This is a genomic window from Amycolatopsis jiangsuensis (genome assembly GCF_014204865.1).
Classification (GTDB): domain Bacteria; phylum Actinomycetota; class Actinomycetes; order Mycobacteriales; family Pseudonocardiaceae; genus Amycolatopsis; species Amycolatopsis jiangsuensis.
In genome coordinates this window covers 6,190,132-6,216,739 of the sequence record NZ_JACHMG010000001.1, presented here as the reverse complement: position 1 = coordinate 6,216,739, position 26,608 = coordinate 6,190,132, and the positions used below count along the sequence as shown (strand labels likewise).

The 26,608-nt window shown below is 69.3% G+C and carries 23 protein-coding genes; 13 read left to right on the top strand and 10 right to left on the bottom strand.

What is annotated here, in order from left to right:
• The first annotated feature begins 88 nt into the window (after window positions 1-88).
• Window positions 89-1,495: a M20 family metallopeptidase gene (locus tag BJY18_RS28320; RefSeq protein ID WP_184782961.1), complete on the top strand. Its 1,407-nt coding sequence runs from the start codon at window positions 89-91 to the stop codon at window positions 1,493-1,495.
• Here the strand turns inward: BJY18_RS28320 and BJY18_RS28315 are convergent.
• Window positions 1,461-1,832, bottom strand: a complete 372-nt coding sequence (locus tag BJY18_RS28315; RefSeq protein WP_184782960.1) for a DUF779 domain-containing protein — start codon at window positions 1,830-1,832, stop codon at window positions 1,461-1,463. The genes BJY18_RS28320 and BJY18_RS28315 overlap by 35 nt on opposite strands.
• Window positions 1,832-3,355, bottom strand: a complete 1,524-nt coding sequence (exaC, locus tag BJY18_RS28310; protein ID WP_184782959.1) for an acetaldehyde dehydrogenase ExaC — start codon at window positions 3,353-3,355, stop codon at window positions 1,832-1,834. Before exaC ends, BJY18_RS28315 begins: the two co-directional genes overlap by 1 nt.
• A gap of 106 nt (window positions 3,356-3,461) precedes the next feature.
• Between exaC and BJY18_RS28305 the strand changes: the two genes are divergently transcribed.
• Window positions 3,462-4,934: a helix-turn-helix domain-containing protein gene (locus BJY18_RS28305; protein WP_312873985.1), complete on the top strand. Its 1,473-nt coding sequence runs from the start codon at window positions 3,462-3,464 to the stop codon at window positions 4,932-4,934.
• Here the strand turns inward: BJY18_RS28305 and BJY18_RS28300 are convergent.
• Complete coding sequence (locus BJY18_RS28300) at window positions 4,931-5,842, bottom strand: NAD(P)H-binding protein (RefSeq protein WP_184782958.1); 912 nt, start codon at window positions 5,840-5,842, stop codon at window positions 4,931-4,933. The genes BJY18_RS28305 and BJY18_RS28300 overlap by 4 nt on opposite strands.
• An 89-nt stretch (window positions 5,843-5,931) precedes the next feature.
• Here BJY18_RS28300 and BJY18_RS28295 point away from each other — a divergent pair, with 89 nt between their 5' ends.
• A complete protein-coding gene (locus BJY18_RS28295; RefSeq protein ID WP_184782957.1) occupies window positions 5,932-6,717 on the top strand; it encodes an SGNH/GDSL hydrolase family protein in 786 nt (261 codons plus the stop codon).
• 8 nt (window positions 6,718-6,725) lie between these two features.
• Complete coding sequence (locus BJY18_RS28290; RefSeq protein WP_184784896.1) at window positions 6,726-7,298, top strand: TetR/AcrR family transcriptional regulator; 573 nt, start codon at window positions 6,726-6,728, stop codon at window positions 7,296-7,298.
• A gap of 7 nt (window positions 7,299-7,305) precedes the next feature.
• On the opposite strand, the gene BJY18_RS28285 is transcribed toward BJY18_RS28290, so the two are convergent.
• A complete protein-coding gene (locus BJY18_RS28285; protein WP_184782956.1) occupies window positions 7,306-7,677 on the bottom strand; it encodes a winged helix-turn-helix transcriptional regulator in 372 nt (123 codons plus the stop codon).
• Window positions 7,678-7,768: 91 nt separating this feature from the next.
• Between BJY18_RS28285 and BJY18_RS28280 the strand changes: the two genes are divergently transcribed.
• The 3 genes from BJY18_RS28280 to BJY18_RS28270 all read left to right on the top strand — a co-directional run bounded on the left by BJY18_RS28280 (window position 7,769) and on the right by BJY18_RS28270 (window position 10,692).
• Window positions 7,769-8,611 carry an NAD(P)H-binding protein gene (locus BJY18_RS28280; RefSeq protein ID WP_184782955.1) on the top strand — a complete coding sequence of 281 codons (843 nt, stop codon included), beginning with the start codon at window positions 7,769-7,771 and terminating at the stop codon, window positions 8,609-8,611.
• A 231-nt stretch (window positions 8,612-8,842) separates the two neighbouring features.
• The gene (locus tag BJY18_RS28275) at window positions 8,843-10,039 is read left to right on the top strand and encodes a sensor histidine kinase (RefSeq protein WP_312873984.1); all 1,197 of its coding nucleotides are present in this window, start codon (window positions 8,843-8,845) and stop codon (window positions 10,037-10,039) included.
• Entirely contained in the window at window positions 10,036-10,692 is a 657-nt protein-coding gene (locus BJY18_RS28270) for a response regulator (RefSeq protein WP_184782954.1), read from the top strand. Before BJY18_RS28275 ends, BJY18_RS28270 begins: the two co-directional genes overlap by 4 nt.
• Here BJY18_RS28270 and BJY18_RS28265 read toward each other — a convergent pair.
• Window positions 10,659-12,119: a phytoene desaturase family protein gene (locus BJY18_RS28265; RefSeq protein WP_184782953.1), complete on the bottom strand. Its 1,461-nt coding sequence runs from the start codon at window positions 12,117-12,119 to the stop codon at window positions 10,659-10,661. The two genes, BJY18_RS28270 and BJY18_RS28265, sit on opposite strands and share 34 nt — an antisense overlap.
• Window positions 12,120-12,256: 137 nt before the next feature.
• Between BJY18_RS28265 and BJY18_RS28260 the strand changes: the two genes are divergently transcribed.
• Window positions 12,257-12,991, top strand: a complete 735-nt coding sequence (locus BJY18_RS28260) for a DUF2786 domain-containing protein (protein WP_184782952.1) — start codon at window positions 12,257-12,259, stop codon at window positions 12,989-12,991.
• A 115-nt stretch (window positions 12,992-13,106) separates the two neighbouring features.
• On the top strand, window positions 13,107-13,898 hold the full coding sequence (locus BJY18_RS28255; RefSeq protein WP_184782951.1) for a GNAT family N-acetyltransferase: 792 nt from the start codon (window positions 13,107-13,109) through the stop codon (window positions 13,896-13,898).
• Here the strand turns inward: BJY18_RS28255 and BJY18_RS28250 are convergent.
• The 3 genes from BJY18_RS28250 to BJY18_RS28240 all read right to left on the bottom strand — a co-directional run bounded on the left by BJY18_RS28250 (window position 13,867) and on the right by BJY18_RS28240 (window position 19,273).
• A complete protein-coding gene (locus tag BJY18_RS28250; protein ID WP_312873983.1) occupies window positions 13,867-14,541 on the bottom strand; it encodes a TMEM175 family protein in 675 nt (224 codons plus the stop codon). The two genes, BJY18_RS28255 and BJY18_RS28250, sit on opposite strands and share 32 nt — an antisense overlap.
• A gap of 19 nt (window positions 14,542-14,560) precedes the next feature.
• Window positions 14,561-18,451, bottom strand: coding sequence for a glycoside hydrolase family 2 TIM barrel-domain containing protein (locus BJY18_RS28245; protein WP_184782949.1), 3,891 nt, complete (start codon window positions 18,449-18,451; stop codon window positions 14,561-14,563).
• Between the two features lie 222 nt (window positions 18,452-18,673).
• Window positions 18,674-19,273: a TetR/AcrR family transcriptional regulator gene (locus tag BJY18_RS28240; RefSeq protein WP_312873982.1), complete on the bottom strand. Its 600-nt coding sequence runs from the start codon at window positions 19,271-19,273 to the stop codon at window positions 18,674-18,676.
• 89 nt (window positions 19,274-19,362) lie between these two features.
• Between BJY18_RS28240 and BJY18_RS28235 the strand changes: the two genes are divergently transcribed.
• The 3 genes from BJY18_RS28235 to BJY18_RS28225 all read left to right on the top strand — a co-directional run bounded on the left by BJY18_RS28235 (window position 19,363) and on the right by BJY18_RS28225 (window position 21,830).
• Window positions 19,363-20,112, top strand: a complete 750-nt coding sequence (locus BJY18_RS28235; protein WP_184782948.1) for an SDR family NAD(P)-dependent oxidoreductase — start codon at window positions 19,363-19,365, stop codon at window positions 20,110-20,112.
• A gap of 380 nt (window positions 20,113-20,492) precedes the next feature.
• The gene (locus tag BJY18_RS28230) at window positions 20,493-21,152 is read left to right on the top strand and encodes an ATP-dependent Clp protease proteolytic subunit (protein WP_281393714.1); all 660 of its coding nucleotides are present in this window, start codon (window positions 20,493-20,495) and stop codon (window positions 21,150-21,152) included.
• A 96-nt stretch (window positions 21,153-21,248) separates the two neighbouring features.
• Window positions 21,249-21,830 carry an ATP-dependent Clp protease proteolytic subunit gene (locus BJY18_RS28225; protein WP_184782947.1) on the top strand — a complete coding sequence of 194 codons (582 nt, stop codon included), beginning with the start codon at window positions 21,249-21,251 and terminating at the stop codon, window positions 21,828-21,830.
• Window positions 21,831-22,767: 937 nt separating this feature from the next.
• On the opposite strand, the gene BJY18_RS28220 is transcribed toward BJY18_RS28225, so the two are convergent.
• Complete coding sequence (locus BJY18_RS28220) at window positions 22,768-23,493, bottom strand: IclR family transcriptional regulator (RefSeq protein WP_184782946.1); 726 nt, start codon at window positions 23,491-23,493, stop codon at window positions 22,768-22,770.
• 132 nt (window positions 23,494-23,625) lie between these two features.
• Window positions 23,626-24,972: an RraA family protein gene (locus BJY18_RS28215; protein WP_184782945.1), complete on the bottom strand. Its 1,347-nt coding sequence runs from the start codon at window positions 24,970-24,972 to the stop codon at window positions 23,626-23,628.
• A 266-nt stretch (window positions 24,973-25,238) separates the two neighbouring features.
• Between BJY18_RS28215 and BJY18_RS28210 the strand changes: the two genes are divergently transcribed.
• Window positions 25,239-26,585, top strand: a complete 1,347-nt coding sequence (locus BJY18_RS28210) for a TRAP transporter large permease subunit (RefSeq protein ID WP_184782944.1) — start codon at window positions 25,239-25,241, stop codon at window positions 26,583-26,585.
• Window positions 26,586-26,608 lie beyond the last annotated feature (23 nt).

Here is a 26,608-nt window from a genome sequence, read left to right as displayed (position 1 = left end):
ATAGCACGATCGTTCGGATAGTTACCCGGGTTTTCTCCATCCGCACGTAAGCTGCCCGGCACAGCCGGACCCGACCCCAGGAGACCCCGTGATCCCCGACGAACTGCTCGCCGAAGCCCGCCGGCACGTCGACTCCGGTCGCTTCTTCGGCGAACTGGCCGTCCTGGTCGGCCATCCGACGGTGAGCGATCGTCCGGAGGGCCGAGCCGCGATCGAGACCTACCTGTCCGAAGTCCTGACGCCACGGCTGGCCGCGCTCGGCTGCGCGACCGAGGTGCACCCGAACCCCGATCCGGCGGGCGGGCCGTTCCTCGTCGGGACGCGGCTGGAGTCGCCGGAGCTGCCGACCCTGTTGTGCTACGGCCATGCCGACGTGGTCGACGGACACGCCGGACAGTGGAGCGAGGACCGCGATCCGTGGACCCTGACCGCCGACGGCGACCGCTGGTACGGCCGAGGCGCCGCGGACAACAAGGGCCAGCACCTGATCACCCTGACGGCGTTGCGGCTGCTGCTGGAGCATCAGGGCGCTCTCGGGTTCAACCTCAAGTTCCTCTTCGAGACCGGCGAGGAGATCGGCTCCCCCGGTCTGACCGAATTCGCCGAGCAGCACGACGAACTCCTGCGGGCCGACGTTCTCATCGCCTCCGACGGTCCCCGCCTGGACGCGGCGACGCCGACGCTGTTCCTCGGCGCCCGCGGCAGCGTCCGGATCGCCCTCGACGTGGATCTGCGCCCGGACGCCTACCACTCCGGCAACTGGGGCGGGCTGCTGCGCAACCCCGCGACCACGCTGGCCGGCGCGATTTCCTGCCTGGTCGACGGCCACGGCCGAATCCAGGTGCCCGAGCTGCTGCCTGAGCGCCTCCCGGAGACCGTGCGAGAGGCGCTCGAGGGCGTCACGGTCGCGAACACGCCGGGCGACCCGGTTCCGGACGAGGGCTGGGGAGCGCCCGGGCTGAGCCCCGCCGAACGGCTGTACGGCTGGAACACCCTGGAAGTCCTGTCGCTCGGCGCGGCCGACATCGACCGTCCGGTGAACGCGATCCCGGGCCGGGCGCGGGCGATGCTGCAACTGCGTTACGTGACCGGCACCGACGTCGCGGCGGTGGCCGGCGCCGTCACGAAGCACCTTGCGGCACAAGGCTTTCCGATGGTTCGGGTGACCGTGGAAAGCAGCTACCGCGCCAGCCGCACGCCAGTCGAGGACCCGTGGGTCCGGTGGGCCCGAGCCGTGCTCGCCGAACTCTCCCCCGGCCCGGTCGCGCTCCTGCCGAGCTTCGGCGGCGGCCTGCCCAACCACGTGTTCACCGACGTCCTCGGCCTGCCCACGCTCTGGCTGCCGCATTCGTACCCCGGCTGCCTGCAGCACGCGCCGGACGAGCACCTGCTCGCACCCATCGCCCGGGAAGGGCTCGTGCTCGCCACCGGCTTGTTCCACGCCCTCGGACAGCGGGCGCTCAGCCGTTCAGCCGCGCCGATTCCTCGTCGCTGAACAGCCGGGACCGGATCAGGAACCGCACTCCTTCCGGGGCCTCCAAGGAGAACCCGCTACCGCGGCCGGGCACGACGTCGATGGTGAGATGCGTGTGCTTCCAGTACTCGAACTGCGGTCCGGACATCCACACCGGCACATCCTCGATGCCGTCAACGGTCAGGTCGCCGAGGTGCACGTCGCGCTCGCCGACCTTGAATTCGCCTGCCGGGTAACACATCGGGGCACTGCCGTCGCAGCAGCCGCCGGACTGGTGGAACATCACCGGGCCGTGGGCCGGCACCAGCCGCCGCAGCAGGTCCGCGGCGGCCGGTGTCAGGTCCACCCGCTCACTCATCAGAAGAAGCCCAGCGCCTGGTCGGAGTAGGAGACGAGCAGGTTCTTCGTCTGCTGGTAGTGGTCCAGCATCATCTTGTGGTTCTCCCGCCCGATCCCGGAGGCCTTGTAGCCGCCGAAGGCCGCGTGCGCGGGGTAGGCGTGGTAGTTGTTCACCCATACCCGGCCGGCCTGAATGTCGCGCCCGGCGCGGTAGGCGGTGTTGCCGTCGCGCGACCACACCCCGGCGCCGAGGCCGTAGAGGGTGTCGTTGGCGATCTTGAGTGCGTCCGCGTAGTCGTCGAACTTCGCCACGGACACCACCGGGCCGAAGATCTCCTCCTGGAAGACGCGCATCTTGTTGTCGCCCTCGAACACCGTCGGCTGCACGTAGTAGCCGCCGGCGAGGTCGCCGCCGAGGTCGGCCTTTCCCCCGCCGGTGAGCACCTTCGCGCCCTCCTGTTTGCCGATGTCGATGTAGGACAGGATCTTCTCCAGCTGGTCGTTGGAGGCCTGCGCACCGACCTGGGTCTCGGTGTCCAGCGGATTGCCCTGCTTGATCTTCTTCACCCGCTCGACGCCGTCGCCGAGGAACCGGTCGTAGATGCCGGACTGGATCAGCGCGCGCGACGGGCAGGTGCAGACCTCGCCCTGGTTCAGCGCGAAGAGCGCGAAGCCTTCCTGCGCCTTGTCGTAGAACGCGTCGTTCTGCGCGGCGACGTCGTCGAAGAAGATGTTCGGGCTCTTGCCGCCGAGCTCCACCGTGACCGGGATGATGTTCTCGCTGGCGTACTGCAGGATCAGCCGCCCGGTGGTGGTTTCCCCGGTGAACGCGACCTTCCGCACGCGGTTGCTCGACGCGAGCGGTTTGCCCGCCTCCACGCCGAAGCCGTTGACGATGTTCACCACGCCCGGCGGAATGAGGTCGCCGATGATCGACATGAGCAGGTGGATCGAGGCCGGCGTCTGCTCCGCGGGCTTCAGCACCACGGCGTTGCCCGCGGCCAGTGCCGGCGCGAGCTTCCACACCGCCATCAGGATCGGGAAGTTCCACGGGATGATCTGGCCGACCACGCCGAGCGGTTCGTGGAAGTGGTAGGCGACGGTGTGCTCGTCGATCTGCGAGATCCCGCCCTCCTGGCCGCGCAGCGCGCCGGCGAAGTAGCGGAAGTGGTCGATCGCCAGCGGGATGTCGGCCGCGAGGGTCTCCCGTACCGCCTTGCCGTTCTCCCAGGCTTCGGCGACCGCGATCCGCTCGAGGTTCTGCTCCATCCGGTCGGCGATCTTGAGCAGCACCCCGGAACGTTCCTCGACCGACGTGCGGCCCCAGGCCGGCGCGGCCCCTTCGGCCGCGTCGAGCGCCTTCTCGATGTCGGCCGCCGTGCCCCGCGCAATCTCGGTGAAGGTCCGGCCGGTGACCGGCGTCGGGTTCTCGAAATACTGCCCGCCCGCCGGAGCGACGTACTCGCCGCCGATGTAGTGGTCGTAGCGGCTCTCGTAGTCGACGACGGCGCCGTCGGTGTTCGGTGCGGCGAAAACGGCCATCTTGTCCTGCCTCGTTGCTGGTCGGTGACGGTCGGCGGCGACCGTAGGCCGGGCAACGTTGCACGGACGTTGCAGGCATGTGAGCTGGGTCTCTACCCTGGGACGGGTGGCGGAGCGGCCCGAATCCGACCTGCTGCGCGATCCGGAGTCCTACGCGCGGCTGCTTCAGCGTGTCCGTGACGCGGTGCTCACCGGGGTGCCGTCGCCGCGTTCGCCGCGGTCGGTGGTCTCCGAGTCCTGGGAGCGCTCGCTCGCCGCGCGGGTCGATCCGGAGCAGGGCGAGGCCCCGCTGGTCTTCGAACGGGCGGAGCTGAACGACCTGCGTGCCGGGCATCCGCTCGCCGCGGTGCTCCCGCTGCTGCGGGAAACGCTGGTGAGCATCGCCGAAGACGCCGAGCACATGATGGTGGTGACCGACGCGGACGGCCTGGTGCTGTGGCGCGAGGGCGCCACCGGCGTGCTGCTGCGTGCGGACAGCCTCTCCCTCGCCGAGGGCACCCGGTGGAGCGAGGAGGCCACCGGCACGAACGCGATGGGCACCGCGCTGGCCACCGGCGAACCGGTGCAGATCTACTCCGCCGAGCATCTGGTCCGGCGCTATCACAACTGGACGTGCGCCGCGGCTCCGGTGCGCGATCCGGACACCGGCGCGCTGCTGGGGTCGATCGACGTGACCGGGCCGCTGCGTACCGTGCACCCGGCGATGCTGGCGCTGGTCACGGCCAGCGCCCAGCTCGCCGAAGGACGGCTGCGCGCCCAGCTTGCGGTGCGGGACGAGAAGATGCGCCGGGCCAACATGCGCCATCTGGAAGCACTTCGCGGCCGCCCCGGCGCACTGCTTTCCGCCGGCGGCCGGGTGCTGGCGACCGAGGCCTGCCTGCTTCCCTCCACTGTGGAGGTTCGGCGCGGCGGAGGCACGGTGACCCTGCCGGACGGCCGCATCGCCACCGTCGACCCGCTCGACGAGGGTTTCCTGCTGCGCGTGGCCACGACCGGCGCGGCTCCCCGCCGCAGACTCCTGCTGGAATACCTCACCGACGGCGCCGGTTCGACCACTGTGGACGGCCGGGACATCCCGTTCACCTTGCGCCACGCGGAATTGCTCACGCTGCTCGCGCTGCATCCACGGGGGCTCTCGGCCGAGCAGCTGGCCTTGCAGCTGTACGGAGAAAGCGGGAACCCGGTCACCGTGCGCGCGGAGATCCACCGCCTGCGCACCCAGCTCGGCACCGGCGTGGTGCAGACCCGGCCGTACCGGCTGGCCGCCGACCTCGACGCGGACTTCCTGCGCGCGCGGACCGCCTTGCGCCGCGGCGACGCCGGCGCGGCCGCCCGCTGCTTCCGCGGTCCGCTGCTGCCCGGTTCGGAATCGCCCGCGATCCTGGAGGAACGCGAGTCGATCACCGCGCAGGTCCGCCGGCTGGTGCTGAACAGCGACGCCCCGGAAAACCTGTGGTCGTTCTGGGAAACCTCTTGCGGCGCGGACGATGTCGAAGTGCTCGATGCGCTGTGCGCGGCGTTGGACCACACCGATCCGCGGCTGGCGGTGGCCCGCGCCCACCGCGCGCGACTGCGTTAGCCGGCGGTCGCCGTCTCCCGGATCTCCTCGTCGAGCGCGCGTGGATGGGACGGGTCCACGAACAGCTCTCGCAGCAGCAGGCTGTCCATGTGCTCGACGGTGAGGCCCGGGCGTTTGCCGGTGAGCGCGTTCAGCCTGCCGCCGAGCCGGAACATCGCACGCAGCACTCCGGCCGGCGCTCCCCGTACCGGCCGCGGACGGCCGGCGGCCCGCGCCATCCGGCCGAGCATGTCGTTCCACCGCAGGTTTTCCTCGACCACCGGAACGTCTGCGCCGGACGCCTGTTCCAGCGCGTCCGCAGTCACCACGCCGACGCCCCGCGCGCTCGTGGCGGCGCTACCGCCCGGCGGCGCGAACAGCGGCGCGGACGAACGCACCCACTTCACCACCGGCACCGACCACTGCGGCACACGCCCGGACGCGACGCCGAAGACGAACGGCACCTCGATCATCGCGACCGGCAGACCCGGCCCGGCCGTTTCCCGGGCGACGCGCGCCTGCTCCAGCCGGCTACGCACGTACGGATGCTTCGCGGCAAGCCCCCACTCGGGATGCACACGGTCGAAGTACGTGTAGTACGAGGCGAGCACAGCCGCCCGCGTACAGCCTGCTTCGCGCGCCGCGCGCATCAACGCGGCGACGGGCGTGACATTGCCCGCGTACAGCCGTGGCTCGACCGGCCCCTTGCCGACTACCCGGTCATCCATGCCACCGGCGAAGACGAGACCGTCGTGTCCGGAGAGCAGCTCGCGCAACTCCTCATGGGACGCCTTCGCGACGTCGAGGACCCGGTCGACACCTTCGCGCGCCGTACGCGCCACCGCGGTCGTCTCGTGGCCACGCAGTCGGAGTTCATCGAGCACGTGCCGGCCCAGCAGGCCGCTACCACCCACAACGAGGATCTTCATACCCCTGATCCTTCCAGGTAGACAGCGTCTACAGAAGTTTGCTACACAGTGGCCAGCAGGTGAATCAAGGGTTACGAGGGGAGTTCGCCATGGGCTACCGCACTTTCGTCACCGTCGGCGACAGCTGCGCCGAGGGCTTGGACGACCCGTACCCCGACCGGAGCCAGTACCGCGGCTGGGCGGACTTCGTGGCGAACCGGCTGGCCGAGGACGATCCCGGGTTCCGCTACGCCAACCTCGCGGTGCGCGGACGGCGGCTGGACCAGATCACCGCCGAGCAGCTGCCCGCCGCGCAGCGGCACGAGCCCGACCTGATCGCCTTGTTCGGCGGAGGCAACGACGTGATGACCCGCGGCTGGGACGCCCGCACGGTCGCGCGCCGGGTGGACGCCGCGATCCGGCGGTGCACACAGATCGCGCCGGCGGTGGTCACCTTCACCCTGAGCGACATCGCGCACCGGATGCCGTTCGGCCGGCGGATGCGCCCGCGGATCACCGCGCTCAACGACGCCATCCGCGAGGCGTCGGTCAGCTACGGCGCCACGCTCGTGGACCTGTGGCCGGACCAGGCCGCCCACGATTCCCGCTACTTCGGCGCGGACCGGCTGCACCTGTCCCAGGCCGGGCACCTGCGGGTGGCCGGGCACGTGCTCGACCGGCTCGGCGTACCGCACGACGAGGGCTGGCTGCGTCCGCTGCCCGGGCTGCCGTCCCGTTCGAGCCGCCTCGCCGATCTGCAATGGGTGTGGCAGGAGGTGCTGCCGGTGGGCGTCACCCGGCTCCGCAACCAGCTCACCGGCCGCAGCCCTGGCGACGGTTTCCTGCCGAAGCGACCCGACCTGCTGCCCGTGGTCTTTTCCGAAGCACAGGTGTGAACCGGACGTTGACTGCTCGGCAACGACTGATCCGCACCGCCACGGAACTGCTCACCGGCTCGGGCGTGGAGGCCGTGACGTTGCGCGGGATCGCGAAGGCCGCCGGAGTCTCGCACGGTGCTCCGCTACGGCACTTCTCCGGCCGTGCCGAACTACTGTCGGCAGTCGCGGCAGTCGGCTTCACACAGCTGCTCGGACACAGCACACGCCTACCCGCCGGGACACCGCGCGTACGCCTGACCGCCGCCTGCCACGCGTACGTCGACTTCGCGCTCGCCAACCCGGCGATGTTCGAGCTGATGTTCCGCCGCGACCTGATCGACTCGGAAGAGCCACAGCTCGTCACGGCCAGCAGCGCGGTCTTCGACTACTTCGCGGAGCTCGTCCAGCTCCACCTCGCCGAAGCGGGCGAAGGCGGCGTACGCACCGAAGCAGATCCACGCCTCGTCGCCGCGTCGCTGTGGGCTGCGTTGCACGGCCTCGCGCAGCTGTGGCTGTGGGGTGGCTTGGCGGAGGCGAGCTTCGCACCGTCTCCCGAAGCAGCACTGGCCGTGACGCTCGACGCGTATCTGGGGGCGTGAAGAGACGCTAGTCGGCTTGGAGCGGTGGCAACTGCCGCGTGATCCGGTCGAACAGCTCCTCCAGCGGCTCGCCGAGGTCCCGGCCGAAATCGGTCAGCCCGTAGGTGACCTGGGGTGGCGTCGTCGGCTCGACCTCGCGCCAGACCAGCCCGTCCCGCACCAGCGTGCGCAGGCTCTGCGCGAGCATCTTCTCGCTGATCCCGTGAATGCTCTCGCGCAGCTCGTAGAACCGAAGGTCGGTACTGCGCAAGGAGATCAGGATCCAGATTCCCCATCGGCTGGTCACGTGGTCGACCACGTTCCTCGCCGGGCAGTCGGTGTGAAACACCTCATACCGAGCCTCCGGCCCGGCCGGGGTGAACTGCGGGCCTCCCACCATGTCGTGAGCTTACCTGAAAGTGCGTGCTTACCAGCAGTTCGACCGGCCCCTAACGTCCGGACCACAGCGAATACGGACGAAGGAGCAGGACATGATCGTGGTGACCGGGGCGACCGGGAACGTGGGAAGACCGTTGACCCGAGCGCTGGCCGAGGCCGGCCACCAGGTGGCGGCAGTGTCGCGGAACGCGCCGGCCGAGGGCGCTGACGGTGTCCGCCACGTCGCGGCCGACCTGTCCGAGTCCGGCGGCCTCGACCCGGTGCTGACCGGCGCGAAAGCGTTGTTCCTGCTACTGCCCGGCGATCTCCACGCCACCGGCGCCGACCCGGCGGACCTCATCGGCCGGGCGGTGGCCGCCGGGGTCCGCCGCGTCGTCCTGCTCTCCTCGCAGGGCGTGGCGACCCGGCCGTTCGGCCGGACGCGGGTCGCGCTGCGGGGAGTGGAGGACCTCCTGCGCGAGTCCGGCCTGGAGTGGGCCGTCCTGCGGCCGGGTGGTTTCGCGTCCAACGCACTGTGGTGGGCCGAATCCGTCCGCACACAGCGGCTCGTCGCGGCCCCCTTCGGCGACGTCGGGGTGCCGATCCTCGACCCGGCGGACATCGCCGAGGTCGCGGCCGCGTGCCTGACCGACGATCGGTACCTCGGCGACGTGTACACGCTGACCGGTCCCGAGGTGATCACGCCGCGCGAGCAGGCCGCGGCCATCGGCACCGCGCTCGGCTCGCCGGTGCGGTTCCACGAGCTGACCCGTGCCGAGGCGAAGGCCGCCATGGCACAGAGCATGCCGGCCGAACTCGCCGACGACACCTTGGACATCCTCGGCGCACCGAACGCCGCCGAGCTGCGGATCAGCCCGGACGTCGAGCGGGTCCTGGGCCGCCGGCCGCGTACCTTCGCCGACTGGGTCACGCGCACTGTCGCCGCGTTCCGCTGACGACGACGGGATCGAGGCTCGGCAGAGAGCCGCACCGGGGTTCCTCCCCGCCCCGGGGCTCCCCGCCGAGCTGCGGGAATGGGGTGACCATCCGGGGTCGAAGGTAACGGTTCAGCGCACCGTCGCCATCCACCCGTGGCCGCATCCAGCCGTAAACCCTGGCGGTACGCGGGCTACCGCGAGCGCGGTAGCGGGTTGGGAAAGCGCCGGTCAGGGAGGTAGCTTCGGCGCGTGCTGGTGGTCGGGGAGCGGATCTCGCGTGAGCTGCGAGCGCGGCCGGTCCTGGCGGACACACTGCTGGCCGTCGCGGTCGCACTGTTCCTGCTCGCCGGCGCCGCGGTGCACCGAGGTGAACTGGGTGACCGGCCAGGGCCGTTCGGCTTGGTGCTCGCGGCGGCCGGGGCGCTGCCGGTGCTCGTCCGCCGCCGTGGTCCGATCAGCGCACTGCTGGCCGCCACTGTCCTCGTCGGAGCGTTCGCGCTGTGCGGGTTCCGCGCGACGCTGGGCCGTCCGGACCTGCTCATCGCCGCGTACACGGTGTGGTCACGGTATCCGGTGCGGCGCGCTTGGCCGCCTTCGCTGTTCGCCATCGTCGGCTTCGAGGTGACCATGCTCGTCGGCGACGGCGCCAATCCGTTGGGCGACACAGTCATCGCCGCGCTGCAAGCATCGGCGACCGTCCTGATCGGACATTCGGTGTACGTGCGCGCGAACCGCCTGCGCGAGACTGCCGAGCGCGCCGAACGCGCGGAGCGCGAAGTCGAACTCGAGGCACAGCAGGCTGTGGCCGAAGAACGCCTTCGCATCGCGCGCGAACTGCACGACGTGGTTTCGCACCACCTGTCGGTGATTTCCGTGCAGGCCAATCTCGCGCGATACGTCTTCGAGTCCGCGCCCGGTACTGCGCGCGACGCGCTCGACACCATCACCGGCACGACCACCGAAGCACTCGACGAACTGCGTCGGCTGCTACGCGTGCTCCGCCCGCCAGATCAGGAGCCGGACCAGTATCGGCCACAACCCGGGTTGAAAGATCTTCCGGCACTGATCGGACGGCTGAGCGACGCGGGCCTCACCGTGCAGCTGCGCGTCACGGGTACGCCCCGGCCGCTTCCGCCGGGGCAACAGCTGTGCGCCTTCCGGGTAGCGCAGGAGGCGCTCACGAACGTGCTGAAGCACGCCCCTCGAGCCGACGCCGAGCTGGGCCTCGACTACCTGGGGGAAGCACTGCGGCTGCGCGTGGTCGACACTGGCGACGAGTCCGCGCCGGCCGGCAACGCCGCCGGACACGGCCTGGTCGGCATGCGTGAACGAGCCCGTATGTACGGTGGCGAGATCGAGATCGGACCGCGCGAGCCTGCCGGCTTCGGGATCGAGCTGACCTTGCCGTACCCGGCCTTCGGGCGGACCGCCGGAGAACCGACGTGACCACTGTGCTCGTGGTGGACGATCAGGACCTGATCCGGGCCGGTCTCGTCGCGCTGCTCGGCGCCGCGCCCGGGATCGACGTCGTCGGTGAAGCGGGGGACGGCGACGAGGCGGTCGCCGAGGCCGCGCGGCTGAGTCCCGAGGTCATCCTGATGGACATCCGGCTGCCCGGGCTCGACGGTGTGTCGGCGACCGGCTGGATCCTCGCCGGGCCGGGTGCCGGCAAGCCGCGAGTCCTGATCCTCACCGTCTTCGACCTCGACGAGTACGTGTACCGCGCGCTGCGGGCCGGTGCCTCCGGCTTCCTGCTCAAGGACAGCCCACCGGACACGCTGATCGCCGGTGTTCAGGCCGTGGCCCGCGGCGACATGCTGTTCGGCCCGACGGTGACCCGCAGGCTGATCGAGGCGTACACGCGGACCCCACCGGGTGAACCCGCACCCGGGCTGACCGGGCTGACCGACCGGGAACTGGAGGTACTGCGCCTGGTCGGTACCGGCATGCCGAACGCGGACATCGCCGGGCGGCTCGGAGTGAGCGAGGCGACCGTGAAAACACATCTCAACCGGCTGATGACGAAGCTCGGCATCTCCAGCAGGGCGCAAGCCGTGGTGGTCGCCTACGAGACCGGGCTGGTGCGCCCGAACCGGTAGTCGTCCGGCAGGTCGAGGCCGAACTCCCGGCGCAACACGGCTTTCGCGGCGTAGAGCCCGGACATGCCGTGCACACCGGGACCGGGCGCGGTGGCTGCGGAACAGAGGTAGACACCGCGCAACGGAGTGCGGTGCGCGTCCCAGCGAAGCACCGGACGGGCCAGCGCTTGCCACATCGTGACGGCAGCGGCCGCGATGTCGCCACCTACGTAGTTCGCGTTGTAAGTCTCGAGCTCGGTTGCCGAAACTGCCCGCGACGCGAGGACAGTGTCACCGAAGCCGGGGGCGTACTGCTCGATGCGGCGCCGGATCACCGCGGTGGCGTCGAGCGAATCACCGTGCGGTACATGGGCGTACGCCCAGATTGGTTGCTTGTTCGGAAGCCCGCGCGACGGGTCGGCAACCATCGGCTGCGCGAGGAGGACGTACGGCTCCTTCGCGCGCTTCCCGGCCGCGACGGCGCGCTCCGCCGCGTACACGGCTTCTCGGGGTCCTCCGAGGTGCACAGTTCCCGCCTGCGCCAGCTCCGTATTCCGCCACGGAATCGGCTCTGTCACCAGGAAATCAACCTTCGCGGCAGCCGGACCGTACTGGACTCGTCGCAATGCCCTGCGGTAGCCGTCCGGCAGCGAAGACGCCGCGACGTCGAGGAAACCGCGCGGCGCTAGGTCGAGCAGCACAACGCGCGCATGCGCGAGCTCACTGAGGTCAGTGACGCGGGCGTCGGTGTGTACGCAGCCACCATGTGCACGGAGGTCCGCCACCAACGCGTCAGTGATTTTCTCCGTACCGCCACGCGGGATCGGCCAGCCGTTGGTATGCGCGAGATGCCCAAGCAGCACGGCAATGCCGTTACCCACGAGCGACGGCAAACGGCCCAAGGCGTGCGCGGCGACGCCGGACAGCAACGCGCGCGCCTCAGTACCGCGGAAAGCTCCAGTCCCGAGAACGCGCGAAGCCAGCAGTGCGGCAATCCGTGGTCGAGGCGAATGCCTGAAGTCGCCGAGCAGGGTTTCGGTGACTTCGTCGGTGCGCGCGATGAGCGGCTCCATGAAGCGTCTCCAACGCGCGCCGTCGACACCCAGGCCGGCGCAGGTGCGTTCGAGATCCGCGTACGCGATCGCCGCGCGGCGCTCGTCGATCGGGTGCCCGTACGCCACCTCCGGCCGGCACAGCTGCACACCGTGCGCGGGTAGATCAAACTGTCGGAAGAACGGCGACGCTGCCGCCATCGGATGGACCGCCGAACAGACGTCGTGCACCACGTCGGTGTCGAAGAGCCGCGCGGACCGCGCACCGCCGCCTGGCTCCGCAGCAGCTTCGTACACCGCCACCGACAGCCCGGAGCGGGCGAGCAACACCGCGGCAGCGAGGCCGTTCGGCCCCGAACCGACCACGGCCGCGTCCAGCGTGCGCGACGGCGGCATACCGCGAGCGTAGGCCTTCGGCGACAGAGGGTGCCCGGTGCCCCGGCCGAACACCTGATCGAATAGTGTCGTACCCCGCGCCTACCGTGGACCCCACGCCGGCCCACCCGGGCCGCACCTGCAGAGAGAGGGGGATCATGCCCGACTACGACTCGCAGCTGGAGCGCGTGCGCAAGCTGCTGGCGAAGGCAGAGGACCCGGGAGTCACCGCGGAAGAAGCGGAGCTGTACAACACGAAGGCCGCGGAGCTGATCGCCCGCCACGGCATCGACAACGCGGTGCTGGCCGCCGCCGGGCGCGGCAGCGACGACATCACCGTGCTGAAGCTGCCGATCGAGAACCCGTACAGCCGCGACAAGGCGAGTCTGCTCACCAGCGTCGCCTACCCGCTGCGCTGCCGGACCCTGCTGCACCGCGTGGGCCAGGGCGTCGAGTCGGTCACCGTGTTCGGCTTCCGCTCCGACCTCGCGCGCGTCGAGTTGCTGTTCACCAGTCTGCTGCTGCAGGCGAGCACCCAGCTGAACCGGGTGCGCCCCGAACAAGGCGTGTTCCGCGAGTCGCTGGCCGCCTACCGCCGCACCTGGCTGCACGGCTTCGCCCGCGCAGTGCACGACCGCCTGCAGCAAGCCGAGGCGAAGGCCGTCCGCACCCACCGCCCGACCGCCCCGGGACAGCCGTCAGCTGAACTGGTGGTCCGCGACCGCACCGCGGTAGTACAGCAAGCCTTCGACCGCGAGTACGGCGACCTCCGCACCGCAACCCCTCGCCGCCTTTCCGGCTCTGGCTATCGAGAAGGCCACCGCGCGGGCACCAAGGCGACCCTGGACCCCTCCGCCCTGTCCCGCCACCGCTCAGCCCTCCCGGTCCGCTGACCCCGACCCGCGCGAAACGGGACCACGGCGCCGCCCCGATTCACTGCCGCCCCGGTTCGCCGGGCACCGTCCCGACACCCACGCGGGCCCGCACCGCACCATCCGAGAGGTCCCCATGCCGCCGCTTCGGGTCGAAGATCTCCGCACCAGTCCGCAGCTTCGGCTGCCGGCGCTCGCGCTGGGGGCGGTCGGTGGGAGTTTCCTCCGGCACGACCCGGTCGGCGAGCTGGCTGCCTCCGCCCGGCTGGCGAAGTGGTGGCCGGAGTTCTTTCTCGTGTTGCTGCGCGAAGGCGTACCGGTCGCCCGGGCCGCTGCGGTTCCGGTCGCGTTCCCCACCGCGGAGCGTCCCGAGCTGCCCGACCACGGCTGGGACGGCGCGCTCCTGTGGGCCGCGGAGGACACCCTGGACGGCCGGCCGCCGACCGCGCTCGTCGCGCTGGAGGTCTACGTCGCCGAGGCGGCACGCGGGCTCGGGGTTGCCGCCGCGGCGCTCGGGGAGCTGAAGAACCGGGCGCGCCGGGCGAGCTTGTCCCGGTTCGTGGTGCCGGTGCGGCCCACCGGCAAAACCGCCCAGCCGTTCGAACCCATGGCGGATTACCTGGCCCGCCGCGACCAGCACGGCCGGGCCGCGGATCCGTGGCTGCGCAGGCACGAACAGCTCGGCGCCTGGCCGGTGAAGATCGCGCCGTTCGCGATGACCGTCACCGCAACGCTCGCCCAGTGGGAGCAGTGGACCGGCATCCGGCTCGGGGACGGGTGCACGGCTGTTCCCGGCGGGATCGCGCCCGTGCTGGCGGCGCCAGGCCAGGACCTCGGCGTCTACGTCGAGCCGAACGTCTGGTTCGAACATCCGCTGTCGGCCCGGCCGGAGCCGGTCAGCCGGCCGGATGCGCCCGGCGCTCGGTGAACCGGTCCGTCACATACGAGGCGACCACCATCAGCAGCCAGACATACCGCCCCCAGGACGTACTCACAAAGCTGACCGGGATCGAGATCAGGAACACCCCGGCCGCGGTATAGCCGCCGACGACGAAGCTCCGCATCACCCGATCCGGGGTGCCCGGGCGGACCAGGCCGTGCCGGGAGGCGTGCCCGGACATCGCGGTCAGCACCAGGGCGAGAGCGGCGATCACGACCGCATAGAACACCGGGCCCAGCACGAAACCGCCGTCCACACTGTCCAGCCGGGTCGCGAACGGCGCCACCGCGATGAGGAACAACCACAGCATGTTCAACCGCCGCAACGTCGGATCGACCACGTGGATCCGACGGAACAGCTGATGGTGGTTCATCCAGAACAGCGCGATGACCGCGAACCCTATCAGGAAGACCAGGTACTCCTTCGGCAACAAGTCCACAAAGGAGTGCCACACCTCGGCATTGGTCTCCCCGTGCGGCAGGGACAGGTCGATACCGAGCAGCGTCATCGCGATAGCGACCACCGCGTCGGAGAAGAAGATCAGACGTTCCCGAACATGCCGCCGGTCGTCTTCGTCGATAAAGTACCGGACTGCCCGTCTTCGTTGGCCACGAGTGGTAAGTCTCGCCACGATGCGGCAGAGTGCGTGCTCACGGTGTCGCAGTGGGTCGCCGGTACGAATCCGGCGCCTGGTCCCTGCTCGTGAGCGGGCGCAACCGGTAGCTGTACCGGTAATCCCGATCGGCGAAGAGCTTGTACGCGTCGTGAGTCTGCGCGCCCCAGCTGTCGTCGCCGCCGACGCCCATCTGCCGGTGGTTGAGCCGCAGCACCACGTCCTCGCGCGGGGTGAGCTGGTAGTCGTGCAGCGCCCCGATCGAAAGGTCCTCCGGCGTGAAGTGCGCAGCGGTGAACTCCAGCAGCGGCTCGCCGGTGGCCAGCAACCCGATGCCACGACGGTTGGTCAGCGACACCCAGCGCACGTCGGTCCTGTTGCCGTTCTCCTGCGGACGGATGTACCCGGTCCACTGTTCGGCCACCGTCGACGAGTACCGTCCGACATCCGAGCCGGTGTTGCGGTCCCAGTGGTTTTCCTCCGGTCCACGGCCGTAGTAGTCGACAGTGCTCAATTCCGCGGGAACGAACAAGATTGTGCCGATTTCGGGCAGGTACGGCAGATCCGGCGACCCCGGATGCACCGTATGGTCGACCTTGATCTCCGCGTTGCCGAACACCGTGTACGTGGTGGTGTACGCCGAAGGCACCGTGGTCGGCAGCGTTCCTTTGACCGACACGACCACGGCTCGGCCCCGGGTCACCGAGACGTCGGTGACCTTCCGGTCGGCGCCCGCGTACCGCCAGGTGGCGTTGCGGCTCGGCTGGCCGTTGCCGATGTCGTTGTCGGTCGGCGCGCGCCAGAAGTTCGGCACTGGCCCGGACTTGACGAGCTCGACCCCGTGCGCCACGTAAGCCGTGATGAGCCCGGTGTCCTTCGCTATGGTGACCGTGAAATCATCGCCGGTGAGCTGAATGTCCTTTTCGGACTCTATCGCAGTGACCGCGGGGACCTGGTCGAGTGGCGTGACCGGGACGGCAGAACTGCCGAAGTCCACCGGCAACTGCTGCTTCGCCACCTCGAAACCACGTTCGGCCCACGCGGTAGAAGTCTTGAGGGTGAAGGACAGCCGGAGAAAGTACTCACCCGAGGGCTTCGCGGGCCGGCGCAGTGGCACGGTGATCACCCGGCTCGACTGGGGCGGCACATCCAGCTGCGCGAGCCGTCCGCGCTGCACGACCGCGCCATCGTTCGTGAGTTCCCAGGAACAGTCGTAAGAACTGACGTTGGTGAACAGGTTCTCGTTCTCGATACGTACCTGCCCGGCCGGCAGGTGATCCCCCGCGGAGACGTTGATCGCCTGGTACACCTGTTTGACTTCAACGGCTTTACCACTGATCCGCCGGTCCGCGGTGATGACGCCGTTCGCGCAGAAGTTTCCGTCGTTGGGATTGTCGCCCCAGTCACCGCCGTAGGAAAGATAGGTCCGCTCAGCGGGCTGCTTCTCCGTGTACTTCGCAGTCGCAGCGTCGAACCAGAACCGTACGGCCGGGTCGTCCGCCGCACGGTTGCCCGTCTCGAGCTCCGCGGCGCTCAGCGCTCGCGCGTACACGCGCGCGATCCGGATGTGCCCACTGAACACTCGCTCGGAATTCTCGAAATCCGTGCCGAGTGCGAACTGGACGGTGCCACTGTCCGGCACTTGGTCGGTGTCCTTGTGCGCCAACGCCTTACCGTCGGCGTACAGCGTCAACCTCTTCGCACCGTGGTCGAGCACGCCGGCCACGTGGTGTTCGGCCCCGACCCAGTTCGCCGGCAACGGCGCGCTGACGGCAATCCAGTCGCCGGCATACACGAAGAACTCGAGAGTGTCCTCGGTCTGCTTCAGCGAGTACTGGTGGTCTCCCTTCGCCACAATCGGCTGGTGACCGCCGATCGCGGCGGGCGTGACCCAGGCTTCCAGGGTCAGCGAACCGGTCAGGTCGAGACTCCGCGCGGGCGGGACGACCGCCGCGCCGGCCAACCCGTGCTCGCGGTCGAACGTCGAGGCGGGGGCGAGTTCCGCGGTCAGTGTCTCGGGTCCGGCCTCGGTCAGCAGCTTGCGCTCCGGCGTGGGCCAGTACAGCCCCTGGTCCACGAAGTCCCAGATGAATCCGCCCTGCAGCACCGGATGCGCGCGGATGACGTCCCAGAACTCCTTGAAGTTCCCGGTGGAGTTCCCCATCGAATGCGCGTACTCGATCATGATGTACGGCCGGGTGTCGGACTGGTCGAGAGCCCGTTCCTTGATCGCTTCCGGGGTCGGGTACATCTGCGATCGCACGTCGCTGACCCCGGGCCGGTCGTCGCCCTCGTACTGGATCACGCGGGTCGTGTCGTAGCCGTGGATCCAGTCGTACATCGCGGCGAAGTTGCTGCCCGCACCGGCTTCGTTGCCCAGCGACCAGATCACCACACTCGGATGGTTCTTGTCGCGGTGCACCATCGCCTTCGCCCGCGCGAGCACCGCGGGTGTCCAGGACGGATCGGACGCGGGGTACTGGTCCCGGACGCCGTGCGTCTCCAGGTTCGCCTCGTCCACGAGGTAGAGCCCGTACTCGTCGGCCAGTTCGTACCAGATCGGATCGTTGGGATAGTGCGAGGTCCGCACGGCGTTGATGTTGAGCTGTTTGATCAGGCGGATGTCCTCGACGAGGTCCGCGCGGGTGAGCGCACCACCGCGGACCGGATGGGCCTCGTGTCGATTGGTGCCACGCAAGGAAACCGGCTGGCCGTTGATGCGCATCAAGCCGTCTTTGAGCGCGAATTCACGGAACCCGACGCGCGCGGACAGCGTTTCGACGGTTTTGCCGGACGGGTCGCGCAGCACGAGGACCGCGGTGTAGAGGTTCGGCTGCTCCGCGGACCAGAGCTTCGGCGAGCGCACGTCCTTCGTCGCCTGCACCGGCACGTCCTGACCGGCCGGCACCGAGGAGAGCTCAGCCCGCTGACGCAGCGGCTGCGGCCATACCGGCCGTCGATTCCCGTCGTAGAGCTGGGTTTCCACGGTGTAGGTGCCGTTGTCCGGACCACCGTAGTTGCGGACGTTCGCGGTGACGGCGAGCCCGGCGTTCGCGTACCCGTCCCGCAGCTGCGGATCGAGCCGGAAGTCCCGCAGGTGCACGACCGGTGTCGAGTACAGGTAGACCGACCGGTAGATGCCGGACAGCCGGATCATGTCCTGGTCTTCCAGCCAGTCGCCGTCCGGGAAGCGGTAGACCTCCACCGCGAGCTGGTTGGTGCCCGGCCGCAGGTGGTCGGTGACGTCGAATTCAGTGGGCGTGCGGGAGTCCTCGCGGTAGCCGAGCAGGATGCCGTTGACCCATACGTAGCACGCCGCTTTCACGCCCTCGAAGTGCAGGAACGTACGGCGGCCCGACCAGCCTGCCGGAACGGTGAAGGTGCGCCGGTACTGCCCGACCGGATTGTACTTGGTCGGCGCATACGGCGGCTGGGCGTTCTCGTTCTTGCCGTTGGCCCCCCACCAGGGGTAGGTGATGTTGACGTAGATCGGGAAATCGTGCCCGTGCAGCTGCCAGTCGGCCGGCACCGGGATGCTGCCCCAGGAACTGTCGTCGACGTCCTCGCGGTGGAAGTCCGGATCACGGGCGTCCGGGCGGTCGGCGTACTGGAACTTCCAGTCCCCGTCGAGACTCTGCCGGTACGGAGACCGGGTGCGATCGCCGGCCAGCGCCTGGCCGAGGTCGCCGTAGGGCAGCAGCGTGGCGTGCGGCGGCTCGCTGCCGACGTCGAAGGTCCCGATGTTGTTGTTCCACTCGGGAAAACCGTTGCCCGGTGGGCTTTTCGGCGCGGCCGCGGCCGGGCAGGCCAGCGCGGAGAGCGTGGCCGGTACGGCGAGGGTGCTGAGCAGCGCGGCCCCACCGGCGAGGAAGGTGCGACGGCTGACCGGGCCCCGATGCGCGGCCGGTTCGGGAGAGATTTGCGACATCGAACACCACCCCGTTCTTCGACGCCTGAAGCGTTACCTCTCGATCACGCGAAGTCAACACATTCGGCCGGAGTCCGACCGGACAAGCTGTTGACTTCCAGCGACCATTCGGCCGAATGGCGGTACTCCAGGCACAGGCTGCCGGTGTCCGTTTCGCGAGGCCGGCCGTTTCCTCCAGGACAGTCCACTGTGGAATCGGCGACGCCCTTCGCCGACGCGACCTCAGGACGGCGGCCAGTTCCGCAGCGCGGCGTCGGCCACTCGCTGGAGGTCCTCGCACGCGGCACCACTCGCGGCCTGCACGGCAAGCCCATGTGCGAGGGTCATGAGATAGCGCGCGATCAGCTCCGGATCGGCGCCGGCGGGCAGGTCGCCCTCCTCGACGGCGCGCCGGAACCGCTCGCGCAGCTGCGCCTGCCCCATGGCACGCCACTCGACCAGAGTGTCGCGCGCGACCCGACCGGACTCGCCGGCGGCCAGCCCGCCCTGCACGCCCAAGCAGCCGGCGGGACGGCCGGGCCGAGTATTGGCGCGGACCGCGCCGGTGAGAAACGCCATCGCCACCGCACGGGCAGTGGGCGCCTGCAAGGCCTCGGCGCCGTAACTGGCCGGACCTTCGGTGTAGCGCTGCAACGCCTTCCGGAAGAGCTGCTCCTTGTTGCCGAAGGCCGCGTACATGCTCTTGCGGGAGATGCCCATGGCCTCGGTCAGGTCGGTGAGACTGGCTCCCTCGTACCCCTCCGCCCAGAAGACCACCATCGCCTTCTCGAGCGCCGCCTCGGCGTCGAACGCCCGCGGCCTGCCCACCTGCGCCTTCTCCACCTCCGCATCCTACCTTGTGCATCGATCGGTGCAGAAGTGCTACGGTCGAGTTGTGCACCGATCGGTGCATAACCTGAGGAGGTCAGCGAATGCTGAGGCTGGAAGGCAAGACCGCGGTCATCACCGGCGGCGGTACGCGAGGAATCGGCCGGGCCACCGCCGCCCGGCTGGTGGCCGAGGGCGCGCACGTGTTCATCACCGGCCGGCGCAAGGCCGAGCTGGACGAGGCGGTGGAGGCCATCGGCGAGGGCGTGACCGCGGTACCGGGCGACATCACCGAACCGGGCGACCTCGAGCGGCTCTACGAGCAGGTCGAAGCTCGCGGCCAGGGGCTGGACATGCTGTTCGCGAACGCGGCGGCGGCCTCGTTCGCCACCATCGAGACGATCACCGGCGAGGAACTCGACCGGATCTTCGGGGTCAACGTCAAGGGCACCGCTTTCACCGTGCAGAAGGCACTTCCGCTACTGAACGACGGTGCATCCGTGATCATCAACGCCTCCACCGCCGCGGACAACGGCACCGCGGGATTCGGCGCCTACGCGGCGTCCAAGGCGGCACTGCGGACGTTCACTCGCGTCTGGGCGAACGAACTCAAGGACCGCGGCATCCGGGTGAACGCGATCTCACCCGGACCAACCGACACCACCGGGATGACTGAACTCGTGGGTCCGGACAAGGCGGCGGAGTTCAAGGCGAACGAGGGTTCCCGGATCGCCCTCGGGCGAATCGGACGCGCGGAAGAGGTCGCGGCCGCGGTCGCGTTCCTCGCGTCCCCCGACAGCAGTTTCATGCTGGGCGCCAACCTGTACGTCGACGGCGGCGAGAACCAGATCTGACCGCATCGAGCCGGCCCGGACGCGGCGATCTTCCGGGGTGACGCTCCCTCCGCGTGTCCACTGTGGACTCGTATCGTCACCGTTGTCGTAGGCGCGCCATCGTACTTGGCTCGCCTACGACAACGACTTCGATTCCGACGGCACCCCGCGGCCGCTGACCGTGCCGGAGGATCTGCGGGGCGTTCCACTATGGATGCGGCCGGGGCCAGCGCTCAGCACGACCACCCGACCCTCGAAAGCCCTGGTCAACGGCCTGCGGCCCGCCCGCCACGTCCGCTCTGCGCGAACCCCCGCCGTCGGCGGCCCACGCCCGCGCGTCCACGACTACAGTAGGGTCCGGACGTCGAAACGCGGCAAGAGAGAGTGAGCGACACGTGGACATGTACCAGCAGAGGCAGGCCGCGGCCACCCCCTTGGCCCAGGTCGGCCACCCCACCGCGTCCGCACCGGTGAGCGGCCTTTCGTGGGGCGATTCGCTCTACGACCGTCTCCTCGCTCAGCGCATCATCGTGCTCGGCCAGGAAGTGAACGACGAGATCGGCAACAAGCTCTGCGCGCAGATGCTGCTGCTGGCCGCCGAGGACCCCGACGCCGACATCGCGATGTACATCAACTCGCCCGGCGGTTCCGTCAGCGCGGGTATGGCCATTTTCGACACCATGAACCTGATCTCCTGTGACGTGGCGACCTACGCCATGGGCATGGCCGCGTCGATGGGCCAGTTCCTGCTGACCGCCGGGCAGCCCGGCAAGCGCTACGCGCTGCCCAACGCCGAGATCCTCATGCACCAGCCGCTCGGCGGGGTCGGCGGCAGCGAGTCCGACATCACGATCCAGGCCGACCGGCTCCGCCGGATGAAGCGCCGGATGGCCTCGCTCATCGCCGAGCACAGCGGGCAGACCCCGGAGCAGATCGCCCTGGACTCGGAGCGGGACCGCTGGTTCAGCGCGTCGGAGGCCAAGGAGTACGGCCTCGTCGACCATGTGATCACGCGGTCGAGCGAGACCTCGGGCACCAACCCGACGAACCCCGGGAACTGATCTCGGCCACGCCCGGCCGTGGTCCCGAGCGGGCGAGCAGCCTCCTCGAGACCACGGCCGGGCGTCGGGCCCCGCGGTGGAGGTGGGTGCCTGGACATGAGCGGCAAGGCCTCGCTGTACAGCCAGGCGCTGCACAAGCTGATGAGCGACATGCTCGAAGATCGGACCATCGTCATCAGCGGCGAGCTGGACAGAAGCGTCTCGACCGTCGTGGTCTCGCAGCTGCTCCTCCTGAACGCCACCGACCCCCACGCCGCGATCCGCCTCTACATCGACAGTGCGGCCGGCTCGCTGCCCTCCGGATTCGCGATCTGCGACACGATCGACTGGATCACCCCGGAAGTCTCGACCTGGGCGATCGGCGCGGTGGGTTCGGTAGCGACCCTCGTCCTGTGCTCCGGAGCCGCCGGCAAGAGGTACGCCCTGCCCGGCACCGATATCGTCCTCCGCCACCCGGCCCGGGACGAAGGCGCGGAGCCCATCACCCCACCGGCGGCCACCTACCACCGGTGGATCGGTGAAATGACCCACCTCCTGGCCGAACGCACCGGCAAACACCCGAACACCATCTCCAGCGATCTCCGCAGCCGGCACCACCTGGCACCCACGGACTCAGTCGCCTACGGCCTCGTCGACCACGTGGCAACGCGGGGAAAATTCGCTCCCCAGGGAAACTGATCCCGGCATCCCACAGCACACCCGAGCCGGCTTCCTTACTCCGAGCGGCACTGCGGTGATCGGCAGCGGCCCACCCCGAACGGACCGTCAGCACCCACCCGACCACCCGGACCGCAGCCACTGACTGACTACGCCATGCTCAGTACCTCCTTCTGCCGCCGTCAGCTCGCGACCGCCGCCGCTTGCTCGGGGAGCGCCCGCGGTCCGATGTGTCCTGGGCGAGGCGGTAGCCGTTGTCCACCACGGCAAGCGAGGTCTCCGGACTCAGCGGCCGAGCGGAACACCCCAGCCGGTGGACGCGCGTGCTGCGGTGCCGGCGGAAATCTGCCGCGGCTCGGAGTCGATGCAGCCTGCGACAAGGCATTGGCAGGGTTTGCGGGCCGAGGTGAACGGGCCCGAACCGTAGGTACGTTGCTTTTCGAGCATCACGCGGTCGGCACCGGCGAGACCGGCTACGCAGGCACCCGGAACCCGCGGCAGCACGTCGGGGAAATGCTGCCGCTGCGCATCCGGCCAATCTGACGAAAACGGCCGGCAGCAAGTCGCGGTCACCAGGGTGTTGGACGTGCACCGGAGGAACCCTGGACCGAGCGCGGCGAGAAGATGCGGCTCATCGCGCGGCGTACCAGAGGTCGATATCCGCTGGCACCCTCCGCGTCCGGCTCGGAGCAGGAACTGCTCGGGCGCGCCAACTCGTCACAATGGTTCGGTCTGAGTTCGACGAAGCGGCGAACAGTCGGCGAAGTGATGAACGAGAAACATGAGGAGGCGGACACTGCAGCCGCGTGAACGATACGCATAGCACTTTTGCCTGCCGGTACCGCAGAGCTCGACGCGCAGCGACTGTCGCCGTTGATCACACAGCGCATCCCATGCCGCGCTCATCCATCCAAAAGTTCGCCGGAGCAGCACGGCAATTTGCCACGGCGGACAGCGGTCAGCTGAGGCGGCGGGTGATGGCAAACGCCGCACGCTGGACTTCGACTCCAAGCTGCTCAACGCGTTCGGCGGGGATTTCCTCCTGAGTGCCGGCGACTTGGACGGCGGCGAGCGCGCCCGGCCCGCTGAGGGCGGCGGCGACCGAGGCCATCCCCGGTTCGCGCTCGCCGACAGCCTGGGCATAGCCGATGTCGCGGACGCTCTTTAGCTCGGCGAGGAGTTCGTCGCGATCGACAGGGCTGCCGTCGGCGCGGGTGCGGTCCTTCACCTGGTCGAGCAGTTGGTCGAGGTCCTCGACGTTCATAGCCGCCGCGAGGACCTTCCCCGCTCCGAGGTGGAGGGGAAGTCGCTCACCGATCGGCAGTTCGTAGCGCAGCGGACGAGCACCGTCCACGCGTGCCAGCACGACCCGGTGCCGGCCGAACCGTTTGAACAGTGAAGCGGTGAGGCCGGTCTCGGCGGCGAGGTCCTGCAGCACCGGCCTCGCCGCGTTCAGCAGGGGGCTCGTCGTGAGGTACGCGTGGGCTCCGAAGATCAACCCGACTCCGGGACGGTAGCCCGTCGGGTCGCGTTCGATCCGCCCGCGGGATTCCAGCACGTTGAGGATGCGTTGCGTGGTCGCGATCGGCAGCTCGGCACGACGGGCGATGTCACTCAGGCGCAGGGCGTGCCGGCTGTCGTCGAGAATTTCCAGGACGTCGATGGCACGTTCGAGCGAACGCATGCTGCTCACCGGGGTTTTGGACGCTTCCGGAGTCACCGCTGGCTACCCCCTCTTGATCGAAGCCTCATCTTCCCACACGGTGGTGAACCATCTCAAACCATGGAGAACATATGTGGTCCGCCACCGGCCCGGTCACGCGGTTCCGGACGCGATCGCCGCCCGGCGCCGCGCCTCATCGGCCTCGACGGCGCGGCCGCCGAGAAGGCTGGCGGCGGCCCGGGCGGCCGGGATGACGATGACACCGTCGTCGTCGGCGACGACGACGTCACCGGGCTGGACGACGACACCGCCGACGGCGACGGGCACGTCGACCTGACCGGGGCCGTTCTTGTAGGGACCGGCGGGCGACACCCCGCGCGCCCACACTCCGAATCCGATGCGTTCGAGCTCGTTCACGTCACGGGCCGCGCCGTCGATGATCATGCCTACGACGCCACGGGCCATCGCGCGCTCGGCGATGAGTTCGCCGATGAGCGCTCGGGTGATGTCGCCGTGGCCGTTGACGACGATGACATCGCCCGGCTGCGAAGCCTGAATGGCCTGGTGAATGGCCATGTTGTCGCCACTGCGGACCCAGACGGTGCGGGCTCGGCCGGCCAGCCGCGCTCCCTTCCACAGCGGGCGGATGCCGCCGTCGAGCATGCCCATGCGGTCACGGGCGTCGCCGATGTTGGCGACGGCGAGACCGCCGAACCGCGCGAGCAGGTCACCTTGGGGAACCAGTGCCGCGTCGGCGCAACTGGTGTGGAGTTCGGCGGTTGCCCGGGTCATGATCGGTCGCACCCCCAGGGAGCCGAGCAGCGCGGCTGACGCGCCGGCTTCTTCCGCACGACGAGCAGCGTGTTTACGAGTGCCGTGGTACAGGCGGTCCAAAGTGGTCTCTCCGCCCGAGAGCTCGGCGGCGATCTGGGCGCGGACCCACTCCTCCGCGCCCGCGGCCCGTCCGGCATCACAGGACTCCACAATCAGCGCCGCGAGCCCTTTCATGAAAGTACTGCGCAACAGCTTGCGTGCGGATGCCTCGCCCGCGGCTCCGCCAATGTCATCCACCGGGGCGCCGAGCGAGGTGAATACGGCGGCGGCGCTGGCAGACGCGGCGCCGCTGATGATCACGCTGGTCCTCGCTCCGTGATTGGGGACGGGACCGATGACCGACACGTCAGCGAACCGACGGGCACCGACGACCTCCGCGATAGCGCTCATGACGGCGGGAGCCGCGGCGTTCATATCCACGTACACCGCGTCGGGATCGAGATGACCGGCCACCGATTCGGCTGCCTGCCGCGCGAAAGTGCCGCCCACGAGGCTCAGCACGACCTCCGCGTCGCGAACGGCCGCCTCCGGAGTCTCCGTTCGCTGAAGTCCGCTGGGGGTGGCGTTGTCGGCCGGGTCGTATCCCGTGACATTCCAGCCCCGTTCGACCATTTCGGTCGCATAGAGCGTGCCAGCCTCGCCCAGTCCCAGTACCGCCATCCGCATGCCGACTCCTTCTATCGCAGAACGGTAAGCTTTACCACTAAACGCCGAGTATCACCGTAGAGTGAAACTATGTCAACGCTGAGCGAGGAGAATTTTCACTGTGCGACAGCATCTTGCATAGAACGGGACAAATTCGATCGCAGGTCTTGTCCGTCAGGACGCCTCCGTGTAATTCTCATGGAACGGTATGAGTTCTCATCCTATGGAGAACCGGAGCTTGTCTGCACGACGTGGTGCCCACAGCGGTGTGGCGACGAGGAGGAACGATGGGACTGGCCGTTTGGGCCTTGATCGCGTATATCGCGGTCATCGTGGTCTGGAACGCGGTGCTCAAACGCAGCATCGGCGAAGCGATGATCCTTGGCTTCGTGGTCCTGTGCGCGTTCGGCACCACGAGCTTTCCGCGGCTGGCGTGGGCCGGGTTGCAGGAGGCCGGCAGCCAGAACATCATCTTCGCGGCCCTGGCTTTCACCTTCATCGGCTCGGTCCTCACCCGGACCGGAGTGGTCGACCGCCAGGTCGACATCCTGAACTCGTTGCTGGGCCGGGTCCGGGGTGGCGCCGGATTCGTGGCGACCGTCGGATCGGCCGCGTTCGGTAGCGTGGCCCACTCGGGCTCGGCGAACGCCGCGACCATCGGATCGGTCGCCATCCCCTGGATGGGTCGGTCGAACTGGTCGCCGCGCATCGCGGCCACCGTGGTGGCGGGCAACGCCGGGAACGGTGCGGTGATCCCGCCCAGCGCCTCGTTCTTCGTGTTGCTCGGTTCCGGCGCGGTCGCCCCGTTCGTCACGGTCGAACAGCTGTTTGTGGCCATGTTCGCCACCGCGGGCTGGTGTGTGGCGTGGCGCCTGCTGTGCATCGTCTACTTCGTGCGGCGGTACAAGATCGAGCGCGTGCCCGCCTCGGAGCTCCTCGGGTTCGCAGCCAGCCTCCGGCGCGGCTGGACCTCGCTGTTCGTCTTCGTGGCGATCGCCGTGCCGATCGTGCTGACGTTCGGAGCGGGCGGGACCGCTCTGACCTCGGCACTCGGCGAGAGCGCCGTCGATGCGATCGACATCCTGGTGTGGATCCCCGTCCTTCTCGGACTCGTCGCCGCCGCAATCGGCCGAGCGAAGCTGCCCAGGACCCGGCGCGGATGGGCGCAGTTGATGGACGAGTCGGCGCCCCGGTTCAAGGATGTCGGCGCCACGCTGGTGTTCGCCTTCGCCGGCGGCGCGGTTCTCAGCGAGCTCGGGCTGTCCGACCAGCTCGGCCGGGTGCTCAACGGTCTCGGCGCACCCCCGTTGATCGCCGCACTGATCGTCGGAGTCATCGTCATTCTCGTGGCCGGACCACTGAGCTCCACCGCCACCATGGCCACGGTCGGCGGCGTCGCGTTCGCCGTGCTCGTCACCGCCGGGGTGCACCCGGTGCTGGCCGCCTGCTCGATTCTGGTGTTCTCCTCTACCGAGGGCGCTTCGCCGCCCGGCGCCGCCGCCATCTATATCTCGACGAGCCTCGCGCAGGTCAACCCGGCACGCACCTTCGTCCCGCTGATCATTTTCTACGTCGTCCCGTTCCTCTTCATCGGCACCGCCGTTGCTCTCGGCATCCTGCCGGTGCCGCACTGACGGCCGAATTCACGGTCCGACCG